The following is a 22,825-nucleotide window of genomic DNA, read 5'->3' as shown; positions in this document are numbered from 1 at the left end:
GGTTGTTACACCGGGATTACAACTTGAGCTTGCCGGGGAAGTAATGATCGTAAGCAAGCGCGTAATCGGGTGAGTTCATCAATTCGTAGAACGTCACATCCTGAACCCATGCCCGCTGGCTGTCGAGGCACTTCTTCATGAACGGGTCTTCTTCGAGAACGGGGATCAGCTTGTCCCACGCCTCGATCTGGCCGTTCAGGATGTCCGTGGACGTGCGGTGCACGGTGACACCTGCCTCTTCCTGAAGCCACTTGAGGTCGGCCGAGTAACGACGCATCGCCTTGGCGGTGTTGGCGGTCGAAGCGGCCTCCACACCATATTTCAGGATCGCGCGCAGATCGGGATCAAGGTCTTCCATGGTGAGCTTGTTGAACAGGAATTCAAAGCTCTCGGACGCCTGGTGGTACGAGGACAGGTAGTAGTTCTTGGCCACGTCATGCGCACCGAAGTCCTTGTCCGACGACGGGTTGTTGAACTCGAACGCGTCAATCACGCCGCGCTCCATTGCCGGCACGATCTCGCCGCCCGGAAGCTGTGCCACGGACATGCCCATGGACTGCAACAGATCCGCCGCAAGACCCACGGTGCGATACTTGAAGCCTTGCAGGTCAGCGACGGTGTTCACCTCACCCTTGAACCAGCCAAAGGGCTGCGCGAACATCGGGAAGCCGAGATAACCATCAACCTCCATGCCGAGGATATCGTTCACCAGCTCGTCATAAAGCGCCTTGCCGCCACCCTCATAGAACCAGCTCAGCATCGTTGTGGCCGAGCCGCCGAACACGGGCCCGGTACCAAAGAGCGAGGCCGCCTTGTTCTTGCCATACCAATACACCGGCACCGAATGGGCGATGTCGAGCACGCCGTCGTTCACGGCATCGAGCACCTGGAAAGCAGCCACGACCGCACCCGCGGGCAGCACGTCGATCTTCAGGCGGCCACCAGACATCGCCTCAACCCGGTCGGCGTAATCCTGTGCAAATTCTTGCCAGATATTACCCGATCCCCAGGATGTCTGCATCTTGAGCACCAAGGGCGCTTGTGCCAACACCGCCGGAGCCGCGAGCGCGCCCGCAGCAACCGCCGGCGCCCCAACCGCCGCGCGGCGCAGGAACGAGCGCCGGTCCATCTTCGACTTGTTTGTCATTTTAGTCCTCCCTTAAATCTGTTGCGTCTGTTCGCATCGGATGGCGGGCAAAGCATAACCCCCACGGGCGATTCGAAGCCCTGTTTCCGCCACACGCGGGCAATCGTAACGCTTATGTGAGTAAAGGCAAGCATTCTGGTAAGATTAATTTACCAAATTGGCTTGATTTCCTGTTCCAGACGACAGTTTTGCGGGCCAGCCCATGGACCACGCGCGCCGATGCGCCTTGCGCGCCCCCTCTTGCTTTGATTTAACCGCTGCAATTGTCCCGCCGGAGGCCACCCATGGTCGATATCGCCACCCGTGTGCATAATCACAAATGGAAGATCGACCCGATTGTCCGATCCCTGATCGACACCGATTTCTACAAACTCTTGATGTGCCAATCGGTGTTTCGCCGGCGTCCCGATACAACCGTCACCTTTTCGCTGATCAACCGCAGCAGCGCGATCCGTCTGGCCGATCTCGTGGATGAGGGCGAGCTGCGCGAGCAACTGGATCACATCCGGTCCCTGTCGCTGTCGCGCGGCGAGAGCACCTGGATGCGCGGCAACATGTTCTATGGCAAGCGCAGCATGTTCACGCCCGAATTTATGGATTGGTTCGAGGCTCTGCGCCTGCCGCCCTATCATCTGGAAAAACGCGACGGGCAATACGAACTAACATTCGAGGGCAAGTGGCCCGAGGTGATGCTCTGGGAAATCCCGGCGCTGGCCGTGCTGATGGAATTGCGGTCGCGCGCGGTGCTGCATCACCTCAAGAAGTTCGAGCTTCAGGTGCTTTATGCCCGTGCCATGACCAAGCTGTGGGAAAAGGTCGAACATCTGCGCCCCATCGAGGGGCTGCGCATCGCCGACTTCGGCACAAGGCGGCGGCATTCATTTCTGTGGCAGGATTGGTGCGTGCAGGCGATGAGCGAGCGGTTGGGCAACCGCTTTGTCGGCACATCGAATTGCCTGATCGCCAAGAACCGCGATCTGGAGGCGATCGGGACCAATGCCCATGAATTGCCCATGGTCTATGCCGCCCTGGCCGAGGATGATGCGGCGCTGGCGCGCGCGCCCTACGAGGTGCTCTCGGACTGGCATGAAGAGCATGATGGCAACCTGCGCATCATCCTGCCCGACACCTATGGGACCAAGGGTTTTCTCGACAATGCGCCCGACTGGCTGGCGGGGTGGACCGGCATACGCATCGATTCCGGTGCGCCCGAAGAAGGGGCGGAAACCGCGATAAACTGGTGGAAATCACGCGGCGAGGATCCGCGGCAAAAGATGGTGATCTTTTCCGATGGTCTCGATGTGGACCGCATCATCGCGTTGCATCAGCGTTTTTCAGGACGGGTGCGTTGCTCATTCGGCTGGGGTACGCTCTTGACCAACGATTTCAGGGGATTGACGCCGGATGATGCGTTGGCCCCGTTTTCACTGGTGTGCAAGGCGGTGGCCGCCAATGGGCGACCCACGGTCAAGCTGTCGGACAACCCGCGCAAGGCGATGGGACCCGCCGATCAGATCGCCCGCTACCAGCGCGTCTTTGGTGTGGGCGCACAGGAAGAGTTCGAGGTTATCGTCTAACGCCTGACATGGAGGTAATGCGCATGGACCTCTATCACACATCACCAATTCAAAGGCCTGCGCGCCAGTGGGCGAGCTCACAGGCCCGCCCGCGGCAGATGCGATGAGCCGGGGGGTGGGCCGACGCACGGTTCTGGCGGGATTGGGCGCGGTCGCCTGTGCAGCGGGCAGTGCCGCGGCACAACAGGGCAAACGCACCGTCGTTATTGGCGCGGGTCTGGCGGGGCTCTCGGCGGCGCGCGCGCTTCACGACGCAGGGCATGCCGTGACGATACTAGAGGCCAGCCCACGGGTTGGCGGGCGCATCCGGACATCGCGCCATTGGCCCGACCTGCCGATCGACCTTGGCGCAAGCTGGATACACGGACAGCGCGACAATCCCCTGACGGATCTGGCGCGGCAGAGCGGCGCACGGATGGTTGCGACGAGCTACAATGCAGCAATCCTCTTGGCGCAGGACGGATCGGAGATTGACCCGGACATGCGCCCAGCCAACACCCTTTTGCGCCGCGCCCTTGCCGCCACAGAGAGGCGCTCGCGCGACATTTCCGTGATGCAGGCGCTCGAGGCCGCGCCTGAATGGCAAAGCGCCGATGCAGACCTGCGGCGTCTGGTGCTCTATCTGGTCAACAGCACGCTGGAGCAGGAATACGGAAGCCCCGCGCGCCTCTTGTCGGCGTGGTATGGCGATGAGGGCGAGGACTTCGGCGGCGCGGAGGTGCTCTTTCCGCTGGGGTTCGACCAGATCACAACCCGGCTTGCGCAAGGATTGGACATCCGGCTCTCTTCCCCCGTGCAGGAGATTGCTCCTGGCGAGGTCCGTCTGGCCGATGGCAGCCGGATTGCGGCAGAGCGGGTAATCTGCACCCTGCCGCTTGGCGTTCTGAAATCGGGGCGGGTGCGCTTTGGCGCGGCCCTCACGCGCGCGCGACAGGCGGCCATCGACAGCCTGCGGATGGGCCTCTTGAACAAATGCGTGCTGCGCTTTGATCGCATTCATTGGCCCGGGGATGTGGACTGGATCGGCTGGCTGGGTCCGCGTCCGGGCTTCTGGGGGGAATGGGTCTCACTGGCGCATACGATGGCGGTGCCTGTTTTGATCGGCTTCAACGCCGCCGATCCGGCCACCGAGATCGAAGGCATGAGTGATCGTGACACCCGCACCGCCGCGCAGGATGCGCTGCGCGCGATGTTCGGCACCGGGTTTCCGGCACCTCTGGATTCGCAGATCACCCGCTGGGGGCAAGAACCGCTGAGCAGAGGCAGCTATAGCTACAACGCGGTTGGCACCGGGCCCACGACGCGGCGCGCCTTGGCGGGTTCGGACTGGAACGGGCAACTCTGGTTTGCCGGCGAGGCCTGCTCGGTCGGGCATTTCGGCACGGCGCATGGCGCGGTTTTGACGGGGCGAGAGGTCGCGCAGGCCATTCTCAAGGACGGATAAGCCCCGCCACCTGTCGACCGATCACCCCAATCGCCGGCCTGTGGCGCGGTCGAAAAGGTGCATGTTCTCGGGCTTGATACCGAGGCGCAGGATCTCTCCACCATGCGCAACCGTATGGACGCCAGGCAGGCTTGCGGTAAACCCTTGGCCCGTTTCCAGCTTGCCGTGCAACAGCGTGTTGGCCCCCAGGGGCTCGGCAAGCTGCACCTGCATCGCAATCGGCCCCTCGGGATCGGGCACAAGATGCTCTGGCCTGAGCCCCAGCATCACAGGCCCCCGATGACCCGTCGGATTGGGCAGCCGGGTCGCCCCCAGCCAGAGCGCGCCCTCCCGCCCCTCACCTTCCAGCACATTCATCGACGGGCTGCCAATGAACTGCGCCGCAAAGAGCGTGGCAGGACGCTCGTAGACATCCAGAGGCGTGCCGATCTGTTCGGCGCGGCCTGCATTCATCACGATCATGCGGTCCGCCATGGTCATCGCCTCGACCTGATCATGGGTGACATAGAGCGATGTGATGCCGAGCTTGGCCTGCAACTCGCGGATCTCCAGACGCATCTGAACCCGCAGCTTGGCATCGAGGTTGGACAAGGGTTCGTCAAAGAGAAAGACCGACGGCGCGCGCACGATGGCACGCCCCATGGCGACACGCTGGCGCTGACCGCCCGAAAGCTGCCGGGGCTTGCGATCCAGCAACTCGGTCAGTTGCAGGAGTTTGGCCGCATCCTGCACCTTGGCCGCAATCTCGGCCTTGGGCAGTCCCGCGATCTTGAGGCCATAGCCCATGTTCTGCGCAACGCTCATATGCGGATAGAGCGCGTAATTCTGGAACACCATGGCGATGTCACGGTCCATCGGCTCCAGATCATTGGCGCGGCGATTGCCGATGCGCAACTCGCCCTCGGTGATCGTCTCTAGCCCCGCGACCATGCGCAACAGGGTGGATTTGCCACAGCCCGAGGGGCCGACAATGACAATAAATTCGCCATCCGCCACGTCGAGGCTGACACCCTTGATCACCTCGGTCGGTCCAAAGCGTTTCTTGATATTGTCGAAGGTTACGGTTGCCATTGGGTCTATTTCTCGCTGTCCACGAGGCCGCGGATAAAGAGTTTCTGCATCGAGATGACCACCACCACCGGCGGGATCATCGCAAGGATCGAGGTGGCCATGATCACCGGCCAATCGGCCACGTCATCGCCCGATGGAAACATCTGGCGGATGCCCATGACGATCGTGTTCATCGACGGATCCGTGGTGATCAGAAGCGGCCAGAGATATTGGTTCCAGCCATAGATGAAGAGGATCACGAAAAGCGCCGCGATATTGGTGCGGCTCATCGGCAAGAGGATATCGCGAAAGAACTGCATCGGGCTCGCCCCGTCGACGCGCGCCGCTTCGGCCAACTCATCGGGAATAGTGAGGAAGAATTGACGAAAGAGAAAGGTTGCAGTGGCCGACGCGACAAGCGGAAAGATCAGACCCTGATAACTGTTGAGCATGCCAAAGCCCGCGATCACCTCATAGGTCGGCACGATCCGCACCTCGACAGGCAGCATCAAGGTGAGGAAGATCAGCCAGAAGAACATATTGCGCCCCGGAAAGCGGAAATAGACGATGGCAAAGGCCGAGGTGAGCGAGATGATGATCTTGCCCACGGCAATCCCCACCGCCATGATCAGCGAGTTGCCCAACATGCTCAGCACCGGCACGTTGACGCCCGAGAAAAGGGCTGCGGTGTAATTCTCGATCAGTTGGTCGCCGGGCCAGAGCGGCATCGGCGGGCGCACGATTTCCGGCTGCGTCACAGTCGAGGCAACGAAAGCCAGCCAGATCGGAAAGAAAATCACGAGCACGCCCGCGATCATGCACAGATGCGTGAGCCAAAGACCCGCACCGCGCCGCTCCACCATGCCTGTGATCTCGCGCGCCATCAGTAGTGCACCCGTTTCTCGATGTATTTGAATTGCAGCACCGTGAGCAGGCCCACGACCACCAACAGGATCACCGATTGCGCGGCGCTAGACCCCAGATCCTGACTGACAAAGCCATCGGAAAACACCTTGTAGACGAGGATTGTCGTGGATTGCTGCGGCCCCCCGGCGGTGATGGTGTGGATCACACCAAAGGTCTCGAAGAACGCATAGACGATATTGACCACGAGCAGGAAAAACGTGGTGGGCGACAGGAGCGGCAGCACGATGGTAAAGAACCGCCGCCAGAACCGCGCGCCGTCGATGGCAGCCGCCTCGATGATCGAGCGGGGCACGGCCTGAAGCGCGGCAAAGAAGAACAGGAAATTATAGCTGATCCGCCCCCAGGCAGAGGCGGCGACGACCAGCCCCATCGCCTCGGTTCCGTTCAGCACATGGTTCCAATCATAGCCCAGTTGCCCCAGATACCACGACACCACGCCCACGCGGGTGTTGAACATGAACATCCACAGCACCCCCGCGATGGCCGGGGCCACGGCATAGGGCCAGATGAGCAGCGTCCGGTATGTGCCCGCCGATTTCACCAGCCGGTCGGCCATGACCGCCAGAAAGAGCGCCGGGATCATCGACGCCAGCGTGACCAGCGTGGAAAACACCGCCGTGGTGACAAAAGACGCGCGGTAATAGGGATCGCCAAGCAGGTATTCGAAATTCCCCAGCCCCACGAATTGCGACGACAGGCCGAAAGGATCAGGAATAAAGAGCGACTGCCAGACCGCCTGCCCCGCCGGATAAAAGAAGAACACCGCAGAGATGAACACCTGCGGAGCGATCAGGCAGAGCGGCAAGAGCCAGCCCTTGAAGGTGACACGTTTTTCCATGCGCGGTCAGGGGCCGGTTGCCCGGCCCCGCCCTAAATCAGCGATTGGCTTGCTCGAAGCGGCGCAGCAGTTGATTGCCGCGTTCCACCGCCGTATCCAGCGCCGCCTGCGCGTCCTTGTCGCCGGACCAGACGGCCTCCAGCTCTTCGTCGATGATCGCGCGGATCTGATCAAAGGACCCAAGACGCAACCCCTTGGAATTCTCGGTCGGTTCCTTGCTGGTCATCTGGATCACGGCAACATCCGTGCCGGGGTTGGCCTCGTAGAACCCCGCCGCGCGCGTCACCTCGGCAGCGGCAGAGGTGATGGGCAGATAGCCGGTGTTCTGGTGCCATTGCGCCTGCACCTCGGGCGAGGAGAGGTAGTTGAGGAACGCGGCGGTGGCCTTGTATTCCTCGGGCTCATGCCCGGCCAGCACCCAGAGTGAGGCGCCGCCGATGATGGTATTCTGCGGCGCACCCTCAACCCCGTCCCAATAGGGCAAGGGGCGGATCTGGAAGTCGAACTGCGCTTCGGCCTTCACACCGGCATAGCCTGCCGAGCTTTCGGTGAAGAGGGCACAGTTTCCGGCGCGGAAATTGGCCCCGGCTTCGTTGCGGCGACCGGCATAGATGAATTTGCCGTCCTGCGCCCATTCCCCCAGCTTGGAAATATGCTGCACCTGGAGCGGTCCGTTGAACACAAGTTCCGTGTCCAGACCGCCAAAGCCATTGGCCTGCGTGGCAAATGGCACATTGTGATAGGCCGAGAAGCTCTCGAGATGGACCCAGCTCTGCCAGGAGGTGGTGTAGGGGCAGGCATGGCCCGCCTCTTTGAGTTGGCCCAGCACCGTGTCAACGTTTTGCCATGTGCTGAGGTCCGTGTCGGGGTCGATCCCCGCCCCTTCCAGCGCGTCGCGATTCACATAGAGAACCTGCGTCGAAGAGTTGTAGGGCAGCGAGAGCATTTGCCCCTCGGCGGTGGTGTAATAGCCGGTAACGGCAGAGAGGTAGGCATTGGGATCAAAGGGCAGACCCGACTCGTCCATGACCTCGTAGACCGGCTTGATTGCCCCTTTGGCGGCCATCATGCTTGCGGTGCCAACCTCGAAGACCTGGAGGATTTGCGGCTGTTCGCCCGCGCGGAACGCGGCGATCCCGGCATTCAGCGCCTCGGAATAATTGCCTTTGGGCGTGGCCGTGACCTTGTAATCGCTCTGCCCGGCGTTAAAGCCAGCAACCTGTTCATCGAGCAATTCGGCCAGCCGCCCCGTGAAGGCGTGCCAGAATTGAATCTCGGTCTGCGCGGCGGCGGTGAGTGGTGCAAGGGCCGTGGTGGCCGCAAGAATGGCGCCAAAAGCGAATTTAGACATCTGATCCTCCCTGTGGAACGCGTGCCCGGATCATCCCGTCCAGCCGCGTCTTGCGCGGTCAAGCTACACGTAAAACGCGAACAGGCAACCGTAGTAACGGCTGCCTGTGCAAATTTCACCAAACTGTTATGAACCGGATCAGCCCAGGGTGATGGGTGTCACCAGCCCTTGTTCACGCGCCAGTTTGGCCGCGACCGAGGCCACGGCAAGATCCTGAAGCCCGACGCCCGTGCCATCAAAGAGCGTGATTTCCGTCTCCGACGCGCGCCCGCCATGGGTGCCGTTGATAACAGCGCCGATGGGGGTAATGTCGCCTTCGGCAATCAGGCCCTTGCCCACCGCATGCTGTGCCTCACCGATGGTGATCGACTGCGCGATCTCATCAGCAAAGACCGTGGCACGGGTAAAGAGCGCCGGATCGACCTCTTGCTTGCCCTTGGTGTCGGTGCCCATGCAGGCGATATGCGTGCCGGGCTTGACCCAGTCTGCCATCATCAGCGGCTCAAAGGCTGAGGTGATCGTGATGATCACATCGGCCTGCGCGCCCAGCTCTTCTTGCGTTACCGCCTCGAACTCCAGCCCCAGCTCTTTTGCCACAGCGCCAAGGCGCGGCAGCATGTCGGGATGCGGGTTCCAGGCAACGACCTTTTCAAACGCGCGCTGCTCGACGGCGGCACGCAATTGGAAGGTGGATTGATGACCTGCACCGACCATGCCCAGAACCTTCGCGTCCTTGCGCGCGAGATGGGCGATGGAGACCGAGGACGAGGCCGCCGTGCGAATGGCGGTCAGGTAATTGCCGCCCACCAGCGCCGAAAGACGCCCGGTATCGGGATCAAACAGGAACACGGTGGACTGATGGTTGGTCAGCCCCTTGTCCATATTGCCCGGCCAATAACCCCCGGCCTTGAGGCCCAGCGCCAGGCCAGAGCGGTCAAACCCACCCTTGAAGCCATAGAGCGCATCGGCATGACCGATCGCCTCGCGAACCACCGGAAAGTTATAGGCATCGCCGCTTGCCATTGCGGCAAACACCGCCTCGACCGCGCCAAAGGCGTCCGCCCGGCTGATGATTTTCTGGCAGATTTCCTCGCCGACGATCACGAAACCGTCGGCGGCCACCTGTTGTTGGGTATTCATCATGCCAGCCCTTAGTAGGCCCGGCCGCGTGCTGAAACCGGCCATACGGTTTCAACCTTGCCGTTGCGGACGCCGACATACCAATCATGCACGTTGCAGGTCGGATCGCAGTGACCGGGTACAAGGCGCAGCTTTTCGTTCACCTTGAGCACGCCATCGGGATCGGACACAACGCCATGCTCGTCCGAGCATTTGACATATTGCACATCTGTGCGGCCAAAGACGAAGGGCAAGCCCGAGTCGACCGACTGTGCCTTGAGGCCCGCGTCAACGATGGCCTTGTCGGCCTTGGCATGGCTCATGACAGAGGTCAGGATGAACAGCGCATTTTCCCATTCGCCTTGGTCAATACGCTTGCCGTCCTTGTCGAGGATGCGGCCATAATCGGCGTCCATAAAGGCGTAAGAGCCACACTGAAGCTCGTTATAGACGCCCGAGTTACCTTCGAAATAGTAGCTGCCAGTGCCGCCGCCACCTACGATGTCGCACTCCAGCCCCTCGGCCTTGAGCGTGTCAACGGCATCCTTGACCTGCGCCACGGCGAGGTCGATCTTGGCCTTGCGGTCCTCGTATTTGTCCATGTGCTGCATCGCGCCCTGATAGGCTTGAATGCCCGCGAACTTGAGGCCGGGTGCGGCGTCAATCGCCTTGGCGATCTCCACCACGGCGGGGGTTGTCGTCACACCGCAGCGCCCAGCGCCACAGTCGATTTCAACGAGACATTCGATTTCGGTGCCATGCTTTTGCGCCGCCGCCGAGAGGTCGGCGACGTTGGCCAGATCATCAACGCAGCAGATGGTGCGCGCGCCAAGTTTCGGCATGCGGGCCAGACGGTCGATCTTGGCCGGGTCGCGAACCTGGTTCGAGACCAGAACGTCCTTGATCCCGCCACGGGCAAAGACTTCGGCCTCGCTGACCTTTTGACAGCAAACGCCGCAGGCACCGCCAAGGCTCTCCTGCAGCTTTGCCACGTCAACGGATTTGTGCATCTTGCCGTGGACGCGGTGGCGCATGCCATGATCGCGGGCCCAATCGCCCATTTTCTTGATGTTGCGCTCGAGAGCGTCGAGATCAAGCACCAAGCAAGGGGTCTGAATTTCGGATTCGTCCATGCCCGGCAATGCGGGAATGTCATAGCCTACCTCGTAGGCGTCGAGATTGATCGTGTCTTTCATCAGAGGTCCTCCCAGAATTCGGGTTTTTCAGTTACGGCGCGCGGGGGTCGCGCGCCGCTTGGAATTGGTCACTTGATCCACGGCAGCGTGTCGAGATCGACATTGCCACCCGTGATGATCACGCCGACGCGCTTGCCCGCGAAAACCTCGCGGTTCTTGAGGATGGTGGCAAGAGGCACCGCGCAACTTGCCTCGATCACGATCTTCATCCGCTTCCACGTGAGCTTCATCGCGTCGATGATTTCCTCTTCGCTGGCGGTCAGGATGTCGGTCACATTATGGCTCACGAAATGCCAGGTGTTTTCCTTGAGAGGCACCTTGAGACCATCGGCCACGGTATTGGGCGCGTCATCGGCGATGATATGGCCCGCCTTGAAACTGCGATAGGCGTCATCGGCCTGCTCGGGCTCTGCTGCATAGATCTCGACATGCGGCGCGATGTTCGACAGCGTCAGACAGGTGCCCGACACCATGCCACCCCCGCCGATGGGGGCGATCACGGCGTTCAGCCCCTCAACCTGCTCCATCAATTCGAGCGAACAGGTCGCCTGCCCGGTGATGACGCGCAGATCATTGTAGGGATGCACGAACTCCGCTCCGGTTTCTGCCTGCACCTTGGCGAACACCTCTTCGCGGCTGGTCGTTGACGGCTCGCATTCCGTGATGATCCCGCCATAGCCGCGCACCGCATCCTTTTTCGCCTGCGGCGCGGTGCGGGGCATGACCACATGACAGGGAATGCCCCGCCGCCCGGCGGCATAGCTGAGCGACAGCGCGTGATTGCCAGAGCTGTGGGTCGCCACGCCCATCTTGGCCATCTCGTCGGTCAACCCGAACACCGCGTTCGAGGCACCGCGCACCTTGAAGGCACCCGCCTTTTGGAAGTTCTCGCATTTGAAGAACAATTCCGCCCCGGTCAGCTCATTCAGATAAGACGAGGTCAGCACGGGCGTGCGGTGGATATAGGGTTTGATCCGCTCGTGCGCGGCGCGCACATCGTCGATCGTCAGGTCGCTCGGACTACGTTGATCCAGCATTTGGTCTTCCTTTCACGCGGCTTTTTCGGCCAAAACAGGCTTGGCGGTCGAGCGGTAGTATTCCTGCGCCGCGATCACGCCAGACCCCATCTTAACGGGGTAATTTAGATCCGCCATGGCCATTTCGAGCGTAGCGAGACCCGAGAGCATCATCGACTCGGTCAGGCTGCCGAGGTGGCCGATGCGGAAGGCGCGGCCGTTCATTTCACCCAGACCCACACCAAAGCTCATGCCATAGGTCGAGAACACGCGCTCGGTCAGACGGTTGCTGTCAAAGCCTTCGGGGACGAAAACCGCGCTGACCGTGTCAGAATACAGATCTGGCGTCTGCGCCACCAGTTTCAAGCCCCAAGCCGCAACCGCGCGGCGCACACCCTCAGCAATCCGGGTGTGACGGGCATAGACATTGTCCAACCCTTCCTCGAACAGCATGTTCAGGCTCTCGGCCATACCGTAGATCAGCTGCAGCGGCGGGGTATAGGGAAAGCCGCCCTTGGCATTTGCACCCATCATATCACGGAAATCAAAGAAGGTGCGCGGCAATTTCGCGGTTTCCATCATCGCCAGCGCCTTGGGGCTGACGGCGAGAATAGCCATGCCGGTGTTGAGCATGAAGCCCTTTTGCGACCCGGAGACAGCGATATCCACGCCCCAGGTGTCCATCTCGAAGGGCATCGAGCCCAAGGAACTGACGCAATCGACCATCAGCAGCGCCGGGTGCTTGGCAGCCTTCATCGCGGCCCGAACGGCGGCAATGTTGGACACGACGCCGGTCGCGGTCTCGTTATGGGTGACGAGAACGGCCTTGATGCTGTGGTCCTTGTCGGCCGTCAGCGCCTCTTGGAAACGGTCCGCGGGTGCGCCGCTGCCCCATGGGCATTCGATGATCTGAACATCCAGCCCATGCCGCTGACACATGTCGATCCAGCGATGGCTGAACATGCCATAACGCGCCACTAGAACCTTGTCGCCGGGGCTGAGCGTGTTGGTGATCGCCGCCTCCCAGCCACCTGTGCCCGACGCGGGAAAGGTGATGATCTCACCCTTGGCCGTGCCAAAGACCGTCTTGCAGCCCTTGAGAACCGGGGCAAGCGTGTTGACGAAAGCGGGCGAGCGGTGATCCTGTGTCTGCACCTGCATGGCGCGACGCAACCGGTCGGGGATATTCGTAGGACCGGGGATGAAAACCGGGTTTTGATCTGACATTGCACCATCCTCCTCTGAGATAGCACCAATATGGTGAAGACGGCCCCACTTTGCAATTTTCTTGAAAGGCATTTTCATTTTATTAATTAAATAAGCAAGCATATGTTTTTATTTGATTTTCATTTTTCCAAATCCAATTTAAGGAAATGCGTGAAAATATTTTTTATTCTGCATACAATCGCCTACCGAGTGAACCAGCAAGGGAATCACGACCATGACCCAGACCAAGCGCGCGCGCGGCCGTCCGAAATCGCAGTTTGCCGATAGCAGCGCCGGGACCATGCAAGCGCTGGATCGCGCGCTATCGGTGCTGACCGCCGTGGCCCGGCAAGAGGGGGTGAACCTGACCGATCTGTCGCTCAGCCTTGGCATCCCCACCGCCACGACGCACCGGATATTGACCACCCTGCAAAAGCGCGATTTCGTGCGCTTCGACGAAGAGCGGCAGGATTGGACCATCGGCATCGAGGCCTACCGCACCGGGGTGGCCTATCTCAAACGCACCAATCTGGCCGATGCGGGCCGGCCCGTGATGCGCCGATTGATGGAGCAGACCGGCGAAACCGCGAATCTCGCGGTACCGGACGGGGCCGAAGTGGTCTTTATCGGCCAGGTCGAGACTCAGAATCCGATCCGCGCGTTCTTTCCGCCCGGATCACGCACGCCGATGCATGCATCCGGCACCGGCAAGGCGATTCTGGCCGCACTGCCCGAGGATCGGCTGATGGCCTTGCTCAAGGGCGCAGGCCTCAAGGGGTTTACCGAAGAAACTTTGATCACCCCGCGCGCGCTTTTCGACGATCTGGCTGAAACCCGCGCGCGCGGTTGGTCGTTTGACCGCAACGAGCGGTACGACGGCATGTCCTGCATCGGGGCCGCGATATTCAACGACCGTGGCGAACCCTGCGCCGGGGTGTCCATCTCTGGCCCCAGCAGCCGGTTCCATGATGCGCAGATTTCGGAATTCGGCGCGGCCGTGGCACAGGCGGCGGCCCAGATCACCCATCTGATTGCAGGCAAGGTCATGGCTATTTCTGAAACAGCCGGGTCGCATTGAACAACTCGTCCAACTGTTCATAACGCTCGCGGGTGGCGGGCCAGCGTTCTTCCTGCACGGCGGCAATCAGCGCCTCCAACAGCATCATGGTCGAGATGTTGGAATCCCATGCCGACGGGATTTCGACCCAACAGTTGAAGGTATGCGTGGCAAGCTCTGAAATCGGGCTCATCCACTGATCGGTGATGAGCACCACGCGCACGCCGCGTTCGGTGGCGATCTCGGCCAGCCGCATCAGGCTGGTTTCATAGCGACGAATATCGAACATCAGCAGGGTGTCACCCTTGACCATGTCGAGCACGTAATGCGGCCATGTCGCCGAAGACGAGGTCATATGCGTGACCCGACCGCGCACCGCCTGAAAATGGGTAAAGGCGTAATCGGCCAAGGCCCGTGTGATTCGCCCCCCCACCAGATAGAGCCGCCCATCGGTATCGGCCAAAAGGCGCGCGGCCGCGTCGAACTGCGCGCTGTCGATATTGGCAAAGGTCTGTTCGATGTTCTGCGTCACCGCCTGCGCAAAGCGATTGAGCGAATGGGTGGCAGGCGCCTCGGAGGCCCAATTGGCGCGGCGTTGGGTCGGGCCAGAGACCTTGGCCTCCAACTCTTTCAACAGCGCCTGATGGAATTGCGGATACCCCTTGAAGCCCAGCTTCTGCACCATGCGCGCGATCGTCGGCGTAGAGACACCCGCATTCGCCGCGACGATGGTGATCGAGGCGAGACCAGCCGCCGGATAACTGTCCAAGAGCGCCTGCGCGAACTTGCGCTCTGATTGGGTGAGGGCGCTGTAATGCGCGCGGATCAGGTCGCGCACGGTTGGCGGAGGCTTGGTCACATCGCGGCTCCTGAACGGGTGCTGTCGAAACAGGCAGGCCGGATCTTATTCCGGTGATGCCCGCTGGAAATATATTGACACAATTTTCCTCATGTGGAAACATTTTTACAAATGCCGCAGGGGGGCGCATGACAAACGATCTGCACCGGGATGATTCTGACGTGGTCGAAGTGATCGGCGCGCAGGCCAAAGGCCCGGCACTGATCCTGTGCGAACATGCGTCGAATTTCATTCCAGCGCAGTATCAGGGCCTTGGGCTGAGCGCCGAGGCGCAGCAAAGCCATGCCGCCTGGGACCCCGGTGCGCGGGCCGTGGCGCTGACCCTGGCCAGCGCGCTCAATGCGCCGATGGTGGCGGCCAGGGTGTCGCGCCTTGTCTACGACTGCAACCGTCCTCCCGAGGCGGCAAGCGCCATGCCGGACCGCTCTGAACTGATTGAGGTGCCCGGCAATCGCAACCTGACCGAGGCAGAGCGCGCCGACCGGGCCGCGCAGGTCTACGCGCCGTTCTGCCGCGCTGTCGGCCAGGTGATCGCCGCGCGCAAGGCGGCGGGGCTGGCCACCGCGCTGATCACCATTCACAGCTTTACCCCGGTCTGGTTCGGCACACCCCGCGCCTGCGAAATCGGCATCCTGCATGACAGTGACACGCGGCTCGCCGATGCCATGCTGGCCGAGGCGCACCGCCTGCCCCATCGGATGATCCGACGCAACGATCCCTATGGCCCCGAGGATGGCGTGACCCACTCCTTGAAACTGCACGGGCTGGCGCATGACCTGCCCAATGTGATGATCGAGATCCGCAATGACCTCTTGCGTGATGCCGCGTCAGAGGCGCGCCTGGCAGACGAGGTGCTGACCTTGCTGCGCCCAGCGCTCAGTGCCCTAGGCGCAACGATACAAGGGGGCGCACATGCTTAGAACCATGCGCGCCTATATCCGCATCATCGACGCGATGAACCGATTTATCGGGCGGATCGCGATGTATCTGATTTTCGCGCTGGTCGGGGTGCTCTTGTGGTCCTCGGTCTCCAAGACATTCTTTAGCCCCGCACTCTGGACGCTGGAGACAGCGCAATTCGTGATGGTCGCCTATTACGTTCTGGGCGGGCCTTATTCGATCCAAATGGGAAGCAATGTGCGGATGGACCTGTTTTACGGCGATTGGTCGAACCGCACGCGCGCCATGGTCGACGTGATCACAGTGTTCTTTCTGCTCTTCTACCTTGGCGTCCTGCTCTATGGCGGGATCAGCTCGACCGCTTATTCCCTAGGCTACTTCGGTACCGAACCCATGGTGTTTTTCGGGGACCTCCTGCGAACGCTTGTGACAGAAGGTGCCGAGGCCGCGCGCGCCAAGATCGGCGTGCTCGAGCGCAGCTCGACCGTCTGGCGCCCCGTGATCTGGCCGATCAAGACGATCCTCGTCTTCGGTGTTTTCCTGATGCTGTTGCAGACACTGGCAGAGCTGTGTCGCGACATTCTGCGGCTGCGCGGCGAGGAGGTACCAAGTGTCCTATGAAATGATCGCGCTCTTCATGTTCGCGACCATGATGGTGATGCTCTTCACCGGGCAGCGCGTCTTTGGTGCCATCGGCTTTGTTGCGGTGATCGCGGCGCTGTTGCTCTGGGGCGACCGGGGTGGGTTCGATATCGCCTTTGCCTCGGCGATCAAGCTGATGAACTGGTATCCGCTGCTGACGCTGCCGATGTTCATCTTCATGGGCTACGTGATGAGCGAGAGCCGCATCGCCGACGACCTCTACAAGATGTTCCACGTCTGGATGGGACCAGTGCGCGGCGGGCTTGCCATCGGCACGATCGGCCTCATGGTGCTGGTGTCGGCCATGAACGGCCTCAGCGTGGCAGGCATGGCGATTGGGGCCACGATTGCCCTGCCGGAATTGCTGCGGCGCGGCTATGACAAGATCATGGTGACAGGGGTCATTCAGGCGGGATCGAGCCTTGGCATCCTCGTGCCGCCCTCTGTCGTGCTGGTGCTCTATGCGATGATCGCACGACAGCCCGTGGGTCAACTTTGGCTCGCGGGGATCATGCCAGGGCTGCTGATGGCCGCGCTCTTTATCCTCTACATCTATGTACGCTGCCGCATGCAGCCGCATCTTGGTCCGGTCCTGCCACCGGACGAGCGCACCATGCCTCTCGGCGAAAAGCTGAGACTGCTGCGCGCCGGTCTGCTGCCGCTGTTCATCTTCGTGGCGATGATGGTGCCCTTCGTCAACGGCTGGACCAGCCTCGTCGAAAGCTCGGCCATCGGTGCGATGACTGCCTTTATGGCTGCCGTGCTCAAGGGGCGGATGACGAAGACCGTGTTTGAAACCTCGGTCCGCATGACGCTCGGCATTTCCTGCATGTTCATGTGGATCATCCTTGCCGCCCTCGCCTTTGGCGCGGTGTTCGACGGGCTGGGCGCGGTCAAGGCGATCGAGAGCCTGTTCACCGAAAAGCTGGGGCTTGATCCATGGGTGATCCTTATCCTGATGCAGCTCAGCTTTATCGTCATGGGCACTTTTCTCGACGATACAGCAATGCTGGTGATCGTGGCCCCGCTCTATGTGCCGCTGGTCGGCGCGCTCGGGTTTGATCTTATATGGTATGGCGTGCTCTACACGATCACCACGCAGATCGCCTATATGACGCCGCCCTTTGGCTATAACCTGTTTCTGATGCGGGCCATGGCCCCGCCCGAAATCACCCTGCGCGACATCTATCGCTCGATCCTGCCCTTCGTGCTTGTCATGATGCTGGCACTGGCCCTTGTGATCATCTTTCCGCAGATCGCGCTCTGGCTGCCGCAGCTTGTTTATGGATGATGGAATAACCCGAGAACTCCGCCAACGGAGCAAACCAAACAGTGCAACCAACAGGAGTATCAAGACATGACCACCAGAAGAAAATTTCTCACCACCGCCGGGGTAGGTGCTGCGGCGACGCTGGCCAGCCCCGCCATCGTCAAGGCACAAGCCCCGATCAAGTGGCGGATGCAGACCTATGCAGGCGGCGCCTTGGGCGAGCATGTGACCAAGCCGATGGTCGATTTCGTCAACAGTGCTGCCAATGGTGAAATGGAGATCGAGCTGTTCTATGCCGATCAGATCGTGCCCACCGGAGAGCTGTTTCAGGCCCTCCAGCGCGGCACCATCGACGCGGTCCATTCCGATGACGATTCAATGGCATCGCCCACACCGCTGCGGCAGTTCGGCGGCTATTTCCCCTTTGCCACCAAGCATATCCTCGATGTGCCGGTGCTCTTTAACCAATACGGCCTCGCAGACATCTGGCGCGACGAATACGCCAAGGTTGGCGTGCAGTGGATTTCCTCGGCAGGACAGGATCCGTGCAACTTCAACACCAAGAAAGAGATCAAGTCTGTCGCCGATCTTGACGGGCTCAAGCTTTATACCTTCCCCACGGCCGGGCGGTTCCTGGCCAAGTTTGGCGTCGTGCCGGTCAACATTCCCTATGCGGATGCCGAGGTGGCGGTGCAGACCGGCGAGTTGGACGGCATGGCATGGTCCGGGATCACCGAGGATTACACCGTCGGTTGGGCCAACGTGACCGACTATTTCCTGACCAACAACATCTCGGGGGCGTGGATCGGATCTTGGTTCGTGAACCAGAGGCAGTGGGCCGATCTGCCAGATCACCTCAAGCAGTTGGTGATGGCCGCGACCGACGCCAGCCACACCTATCGCAATCAGTGGTATTGGGGCGGCGAAGCGCGCCTGCGCGCGCGCGGCGACAAGCTGGAACTGCGCACGGTGCCCGCCGATGAATGGGCCGAAGTCGAGAATGCCGCCAAGGAGTTCTGGACCGAGATCGCCGCAGAAGGCGAGATCGAGGCAAAGATCGTCGGCATCTTCCGCGAGTATAACGAGGTGATCAACAAGGCCGGTCCTCCCTATACCAACGGCTGATCGCCCCACGATGACACCGCCCGGCCCCGTTCAGACGCGGGGCCGGGTCACGTAAAGACACCCGCCGAATACCGATGTAATACCGACGCGATACCGCATGAAAAACAAGGACGCCGCCATGGCCCTCAGTCTCGAAGATCTCAAATCGAAGGTTGCCGCCGGCACGGTCGATACCGTGCTCGTTTGTCTCGTGGACATGCAGGGGCGGCTCATGGGCAAACGATTTCACGCAAGCCATTTTGTCAACAGCGCTTGGGAAGAAACCCATTGCTGTAATTACTTGCTGGCCACCGATCTGGAGATGACCACGCCCGAGGGCTTTGCCGCCACAAGCTGGGAGCGCGGCTATGGCGACTATGTGATGAAGCCCGATCTGAGCACGCTGCGCCCGATGCCGTGGCTCGAAGGCACGGTTATGGTGCTCTGCGATGTGCTCGATCACCACACCCATGCACCCGTCCCCCACAGCCCCCGCGCCATGCTCAAGGGGCAATTGGCGCGGCTTGATGCCATGGGCTTTGACGCGATGATGGCAACGGAACTCGAGTTCTTCCTGTTTGAGAAGAGCTATGACGAAATCCGCAAATCCGGCTATCGCGACCTCACACCTCTGGCGGGCTATAACGAGGATTACAATATCTTCCAGACCACCAAGGAAGAGCATGTAATGCGGCCCATCCGCAATCATCTCTATGCCGCCGGTCTGCCCATCGAAAACACCAAGGGCGAGGCAGAGGCAGGGCAAGAAGAGCTCAACATCAAATACGCCCCGGCGCTCGATACCGCCGACTACCACACCATCGCCAAACACGCGATCAAGGAGATTGCGTGGCAACAGGGGCACGCGGCCAGCTTTCTGCCGAAATGGGATCACCGGCGCGTCGGCTCATCCAGCCATGTGCATCAGTCGCTCTGGCAGGATGGCAAACCGGCGTTCTTCAATCCCGAGGACAGTCTCGGGATGTCGCAACTGATGAAACATTACATGGCTGGCCTGCTGAAATACGCGCCCGATTACACCTATTTCCTCGCCCCCTATATCAACAGCTACAAGCGGTTCCAGAAGGGCACCTTTGCGCCCACGCGCATCCTGTGGTCGGTGGACAATCGCACCGCAGGGTTCCGCCTTTGCGGCGAAGGGTCCAAAGCGGTGCGCGTGGAATGCCGCGTGGGCGGTTCGGACCTCAACCCCTACCTCGCGATGGCAGCGATGCTGGCGGCGGGCATCAAGGGCATCGAGGACAAGCTGGAACTGGCCCCGCCCGCGACCGGGGATGCCTATAGCGGCGAGAGCGGCCGCATTCCCGAAACGCTGCGCGATGCCTATCGCACGCTGAAAGACTCGCAATTCCTGCGCGACACCTTTGGTGATGAGGTCATAGATCACTATGCCCGCGCCGCGGAGGTCGAGATCGAGGACTTCGACCGCGTTGTCACGGATTACGAGGTGGCGCGCGGTTTCGAGCGGGCCTGAGCACCGCGCGCTCGGACTTGAGTACTTGTTGAACGATGAAAGGACGGGCGTCACGCCCGCGATCAAGGATGCGATCATGCAGACATTGAAATGTATCTCACCCATCGACGGATCGGTCTATGCCGAGCGTCCCGTGCTGTCCTTGGCTGCGGCGCAAGCGGCGGCTGAACGGGCACGCACAGCGCAGTCGGCATGGGCGGCGCGCCCCTTGCAAGAGCGCATCCAACTGGTGATGGCCGGTGTCGCCACCGTGGGGGCGATGAATGACGACATAGTGCCGGAACTGGCGCATATGATGGGTCGCCCGGTGCGCTATGGTGGGGAATTCCGCGGCTTTAACGAACGCGCCAGCCATATGGCAACGATTGCCCAAGGCGCGTTGGCCGACATCGCCGTGGGCGAAGATGCCACCTTCCTGCGCTATATCAAACGTGTGCCGCATGGCGTGGTCTTTGTCGTGGCGCCGTGGAACTATCCCTATATGACCGCGATCAACACCGTGGCGCCCGCGCTCATCGCGGGCAACACCGTGGTGCTGAAACACGCGACGCAAACCCTCCTCGTGGGCGAGCGCATGGCGCGCGCATTCCACGAGGCAGGCGTGCCCGAAGATGTGTTCCAGAACGTCTTTCTCGATCACGACACCACGTCAGCGTTGATCGCAGGCGGTGCCTTCAACTTCGTCAACTTCACCGGCTCGGTCGGTGGCGGGCGCGCGATGGAGCGGGCGGCAGCGGGCACCTTTACCGGGCTTGGTCTGGAACTTGGCGGCAAAGACCCCGGCTATGTGATGGAAGATGCCGATCTGGACGCAGCGGTTGAGACGCTGATCGACGGGGCGATGTTCAATTCCGGGCAATGCTGTTGCGGGATCGAACGCATTTATGTGCACCAGAGCCTCTATGATGCCTTTGTCGAGAAATCCGTGGCGCTGGTGAACACCTACAAGTTGGGCAATCCGATGAATGCTGAAACCACCATTGGGCCGATGGCGAATGTGCGCTTTGCCGCAGAGGTGCGCGCGCAGGTGGCCGAGGCGCTCGAAATGGGGGCCAAGGCGCATATCGCCACCATGCCCGAGGATGACGGTGCGGCGTATCTCACGCCGCAAATCCTGACGAATGTAACCCACAAGATGCGCGTCATGCGCGACGAAAGCTTTGGCCCCGTCGTGGGCATCATGCCCGTCGCCTCGGATGACGAAGCCATCGCGCTGATGAATGACAGCGAATTTGGCCTGACCGCCAGCCTCTGGACCGCCGACGTCGCCCGCGCGCAGGCGGTGGGCGACCGGATCGAGACCGGCACCGTATTCCTCAACCGTGCCGATTATCTCGATCCCGGTCTCTGCTGGACCGGCTGCAAGAACACCGGGCGCGGCGGCGGTCTCTCGGTGATCGGCTATCACAACCTCACGCGCCCCAAATCCTACCATCTCAAGAAGGTGACGAAATGACCCTGACTGCCAATTGGTCCTATCCGACCGCGATCAAATTCGGCGCTGGCCGGATTGCCGAACTGCCCGCCGCCTGTGCGCAGGCCGGGATCAAACGCCCGCTTCTCGTGACCGACAAGGGTCTTGCGGGCTTGCCGGTGACGGCCCGCACGCTCGACATTCTCGACGCCGCAGGCCTTGGCCGCGCGATGTTCTCAGAGGTCGATCCCAACCCCAACGAGATCAACCTCGAGGCCGGGGTTGCCGCCTACAAGGCGGGCGGGCATGACGGCGTGATCGCCTTTGGCGGCGGTTCGGGTCTCGACCTGGGCAAGATGGTCGCCTTCATGGCCGGGCAGACGCGGCCCATCTGGGATTTCGAGGATATCGGCGATTGGTGGACGCGCGCGAATGCCGATGCCATCGCACCGATCATCGCCGTGCCCACCACCGCCGGGACCGGATCGGAGGTGGGGCGCGCCAGCGTGATCACCAATTCCGTGACCCATGCGAAAAAGATCATCTTTCACCCCAAGGTTCTGCCGACGGTCGTGATCTGCGATCCCGAACTGACCGTCGGTATGCCGAAATTCATCACCGCAGGCACCGGGCTTGACGCCTTTGCGCATTGCGTCGAGGCGTTCTCTAGCCCGCATTACCACCCAATGTCGCAGGGCATCGCGCTAGAGGGCATGCGCCTTGTGATTGACTACCTGCCGCGCGCCTATGCCGATGGAACGGACATCGAAGCGCGCGCGCAGATGATGAGCGCCGCCGCCATGGGGGCCACCGCGTTTCAAAAAGGTCTCGGTGCCATCCACGCCATGAGCCACCCGATCGGAGCGCATTTCAACACCCACCACGGCACCACCAATGCGGTCTGCATGCCCGCCGTTCTCGACCTCAACGCCGATGTGATCCGCGACCGGTTTGACCGGGCGGCAGGGTATCTTGGAATTGAGCGCGGCTATGATGGATTCCGCGCCTTCGTGCAGGACTTCAACGACAGCCTCGGCATCCCGCGCCGCCTGAGCGACCTGGGCGTGACCGAGGCCGCGATCCCCGACCTCGTCCGCGATGCGCTGACCGATCCGAGCTGTGGCGGCAACCCGGTGACACTGACCGAGGCCAATCTGACCGCGCTTTTCAAGGCGGCACTCTGAAGGTTTGGGGGACAATGTCCCCCATCCCT

At 61.2% G+C, this 22,825-nt stretch carries 20 protein-coding genes; 10 read left to right on the top strand and 10 right to left on the bottom strand.

What is annotated here, in order from left to right:
- Window positions 1–16: 16 nt before the first annotated feature.
- A complete protein-coding gene (locus AACZ65_RS03010; protein ID WP_339667867.1) occupies window positions 17–1,147 on the bottom strand; it encodes a TRAP transporter substrate-binding protein in 1,131 nt (376 codons plus the stop codon).
- Window positions 1,148–1,431: 284 nt separating this feature from the next.
- Between AACZ65_RS03010 and pncB the strand changes: the two genes are divergently transcribed.
- Both pncB and AACZ65_RS03000 read left to right on the top strand, forming a co-directional pair.
- Window positions 1,432–2,724: a nicotinate phosphoribosyltransferase gene (gene pncB / locus AACZ65_RS03005; protein WP_339667865.1), complete on the top strand. Its 1,293-nt coding sequence runs from the start codon at window positions 1,432–1,434 to the stop codon at window positions 2,722–2,724.
- Between the two features lie 67 nt (window positions 2,725–2,791).
- Complete coding sequence (locus AACZ65_RS03000; RefSeq protein WP_339667863.1) at window positions 2,792–4,168, top strand: FAD-dependent oxidoreductase; 1,377 nt, start codon at window positions 2,792–2,794, stop codon at window positions 4,166–4,168.
- Between the two features lie 21 nt (window positions 4,169–4,189).
- Here the strand turns inward: AACZ65_RS03000 and ugpC are convergent, their stop codons facing one another.
- The 8 genes from ugpC to bhcA form a co-directional block, all read right to left on the bottom strand.
- Window positions 4,190–5,239, bottom strand: a complete 1,050-nt coding sequence (gene ugpC / locus AACZ65_RS02995; protein ID WP_339667861.1) for a sn-glycerol-3-phosphate ABC transporter ATP-binding protein UgpC — start codon at window positions 5,237–5,239, stop codon at window positions 4,190–4,192.
- Window positions 5,240–5,244: 5 nt separating this feature from the next.
- On the bottom strand, window positions 5,245–6,081 hold the full coding sequence (ugpE, locus tag AACZ65_RS02990; RefSeq protein WP_339668014.1) for a sn-glycerol-3-phosphate ABC transporter permease UgpE: 837 nt from the start codon (window positions 6,079–6,081) through the stop codon (window positions 5,245–5,247).
- 20 nt (window positions 6,082–6,101) lie between these two features.
- Window positions 6,102–6,983, bottom strand: coding sequence for a sn-glycerol-3-phosphate ABC transporter permease UgpA (gene ugpA / locus AACZ65_RS02985; protein WP_339667859.1), 882 nt, complete (start codon window positions 6,981–6,983; stop codon window positions 6,102–6,104).
- 37 nt (window positions 6,984–7,020) lie between these two features.
- Entirely contained in the window at window positions 7,021–8,334 is a 1,314-nt protein-coding gene (gene ugpB / locus AACZ65_RS02980) for a sn-glycerol-3-phosphate ABC transporter substrate-binding protein UgpB (RefSeq protein ID WP_339667857.1), read from the bottom strand.
- A 138-nt stretch (window positions 8,335–8,472) separates the two neighbouring features.
- Window positions 8,473–9,477 (bottom strand): iminosuccinate reductase BhcD, encoded by a 1,005-nt coding sequence (bhcD, locus tag AACZ65_RS02975; RefSeq protein WP_339667855.1) that lies wholly within the window; start codon window positions 9,475–9,477, stop codon window positions 8,473–8,475.
- A gap of 8 nt (window positions 9,478–9,485) precedes the next feature.
- Entirely contained in the window at window positions 9,486–10,649 is a 1,164-nt protein-coding gene (gene bhcC / locus AACZ65_RS02970; protein WP_339667853.1) for a 3-hydroxy-D-aspartate aldolase BhcC, read from the bottom strand.
- Between the two features lie 68 nt (window positions 10,650–10,717).
- Window positions 10,718–11,686, bottom strand: coding sequence for a beta-hydroxyaspartate dehydratase BhcB (gene bhcB / locus AACZ65_RS02965; protein ID WP_339667851.1), 969 nt, complete (start codon window positions 11,684–11,686; stop codon window positions 10,718–10,720).
- A gap of 12 nt (window positions 11,687–11,698) precedes the next feature.
- The gene (bhcA, locus tag AACZ65_RS02960) at window positions 11,699–12,892 is read right to left on the bottom strand and encodes an L-aspartate--glyoxylate aminotransferase BhcA (protein ID WP_339667849.1); all 1,194 of its coding nucleotides are present in this window, start codon (window positions 12,890–12,892) and stop codon (window positions 11,699–11,701) included.
- 214 nt (window positions 12,893–13,106) lie between these two features.
- On the opposite strand from bhcA, the gene bhcR reads away from it, so the two are divergent.
- On the top strand, window positions 13,107–13,949 hold the full coding sequence (gene bhcR / locus AACZ65_RS02955) for an HTH-type transcriptional regulator BhcR (protein WP_339667847.1): 843 nt from the start codon (window positions 13,107–13,109) through the stop codon (window positions 13,947–13,949).
- Here the strand turns inward: bhcR and AACZ65_RS02950 are convergent.
- The gene (locus tag AACZ65_RS02950) at window positions 13,921–14,787 is read right to left on the bottom strand and encodes a MurR/RpiR family transcriptional regulator (RefSeq protein WP_339667845.1); all 867 of its coding nucleotides are present in this window, start codon (window positions 14,785–14,787) and stop codon (window positions 13,921–13,923) included. The two genes, bhcR and AACZ65_RS02950, sit on opposite strands and share 29 nt — an antisense overlap.
- 128 nt (window positions 14,788–14,915) lie before the next feature.
- On the opposite strand from AACZ65_RS02950, the gene AACZ65_RS02945 reads away from it, so the two are divergent.
- From AACZ65_RS02945 to AACZ65_RS02915, 7 genes are all read left to right on the top strand, one after another.
- Complete coding sequence (locus AACZ65_RS02945; RefSeq protein WP_339667843.1) at window positions 14,916–15,707, top strand: N-formylglutamate amidohydrolase; 792 nt, start codon at window positions 14,916–14,918, stop codon at window positions 15,705–15,707.
- Complete coding sequence (locus AACZ65_RS02940; RefSeq protein ID WP_339667841.1) at window positions 15,700–16,308, top strand: TRAP transporter small permease subunit; 609 nt, start codon at window positions 15,700–15,702, stop codon at window positions 16,306–16,308. Before AACZ65_RS02945 ends, AACZ65_RS02940 begins: the two co-directional genes overlap by 8 nt.
- A complete protein-coding gene (locus tag AACZ65_RS02935) occupies window positions 16,298–17,620 on the top strand; it encodes a TRAP transporter large permease subunit (RefSeq protein ID WP_339667839.1) in 1,323 nt (440 codons plus the stop codon). The genes AACZ65_RS02940 and AACZ65_RS02935 overlap by 11 nt, the downstream gene beginning before the upstream one ends.
- A gap of 66 nt (window positions 17,621–17,686) precedes the next feature.
- Window positions 17,687–18,724, top strand: a complete 1,038-nt coding sequence (locus AACZ65_RS02930) for a TRAP transporter substrate-binding protein (RefSeq protein WP_037275880.1) — start codon at window positions 17,687–17,689, stop codon at window positions 18,722–18,724.
- Between the two features lie 118 nt (window positions 18,725–18,842).
- Window positions 18,843–20,198: a glutamine synthetase family protein gene (locus tag AACZ65_RS02925; protein ID WP_339667837.1), complete on the top strand. Its 1,356-nt coding sequence runs from the start codon at window positions 18,843–18,845 to the stop codon at window positions 20,196–20,198.
- Window positions 20,199–20,271: 73 nt separating this feature from the next.
- Window positions 20,272–21,654, top strand: coding sequence for an aldehyde dehydrogenase family protein (locus tag AACZ65_RS02920; protein ID WP_339668013.1), 1,383 nt, complete (start codon window positions 20,272–20,274; stop codon window positions 21,652–21,654).
- Window positions 21,651–22,796 (top strand): iron-containing alcohol dehydrogenase, encoded by a 1,146-nt coding sequence (locus AACZ65_RS02915; RefSeq protein WP_339667835.1) that lies wholly within the window; start codon window positions 21,651–21,653, stop codon window positions 22,794–22,796. The genes AACZ65_RS02920 and AACZ65_RS02915 overlap by 4 nt, the downstream gene beginning before the upstream one ends.
- Window positions 22,797–22,825 lie beyond the last annotated feature (29 nt).

Source organism: uncultured Roseovarius sp. (assembly GCF_963972555.1).
Classification (GTDB): Bacteria; Pseudomonadota; Alphaproteobacteria; order Rhodobacterales; family Rhodobacteraceae; genus Roseovarius; species Roseovarius mucosus.
This window is presented reverse-complemented; position numbering and strand designations above follow the sequence as displayed.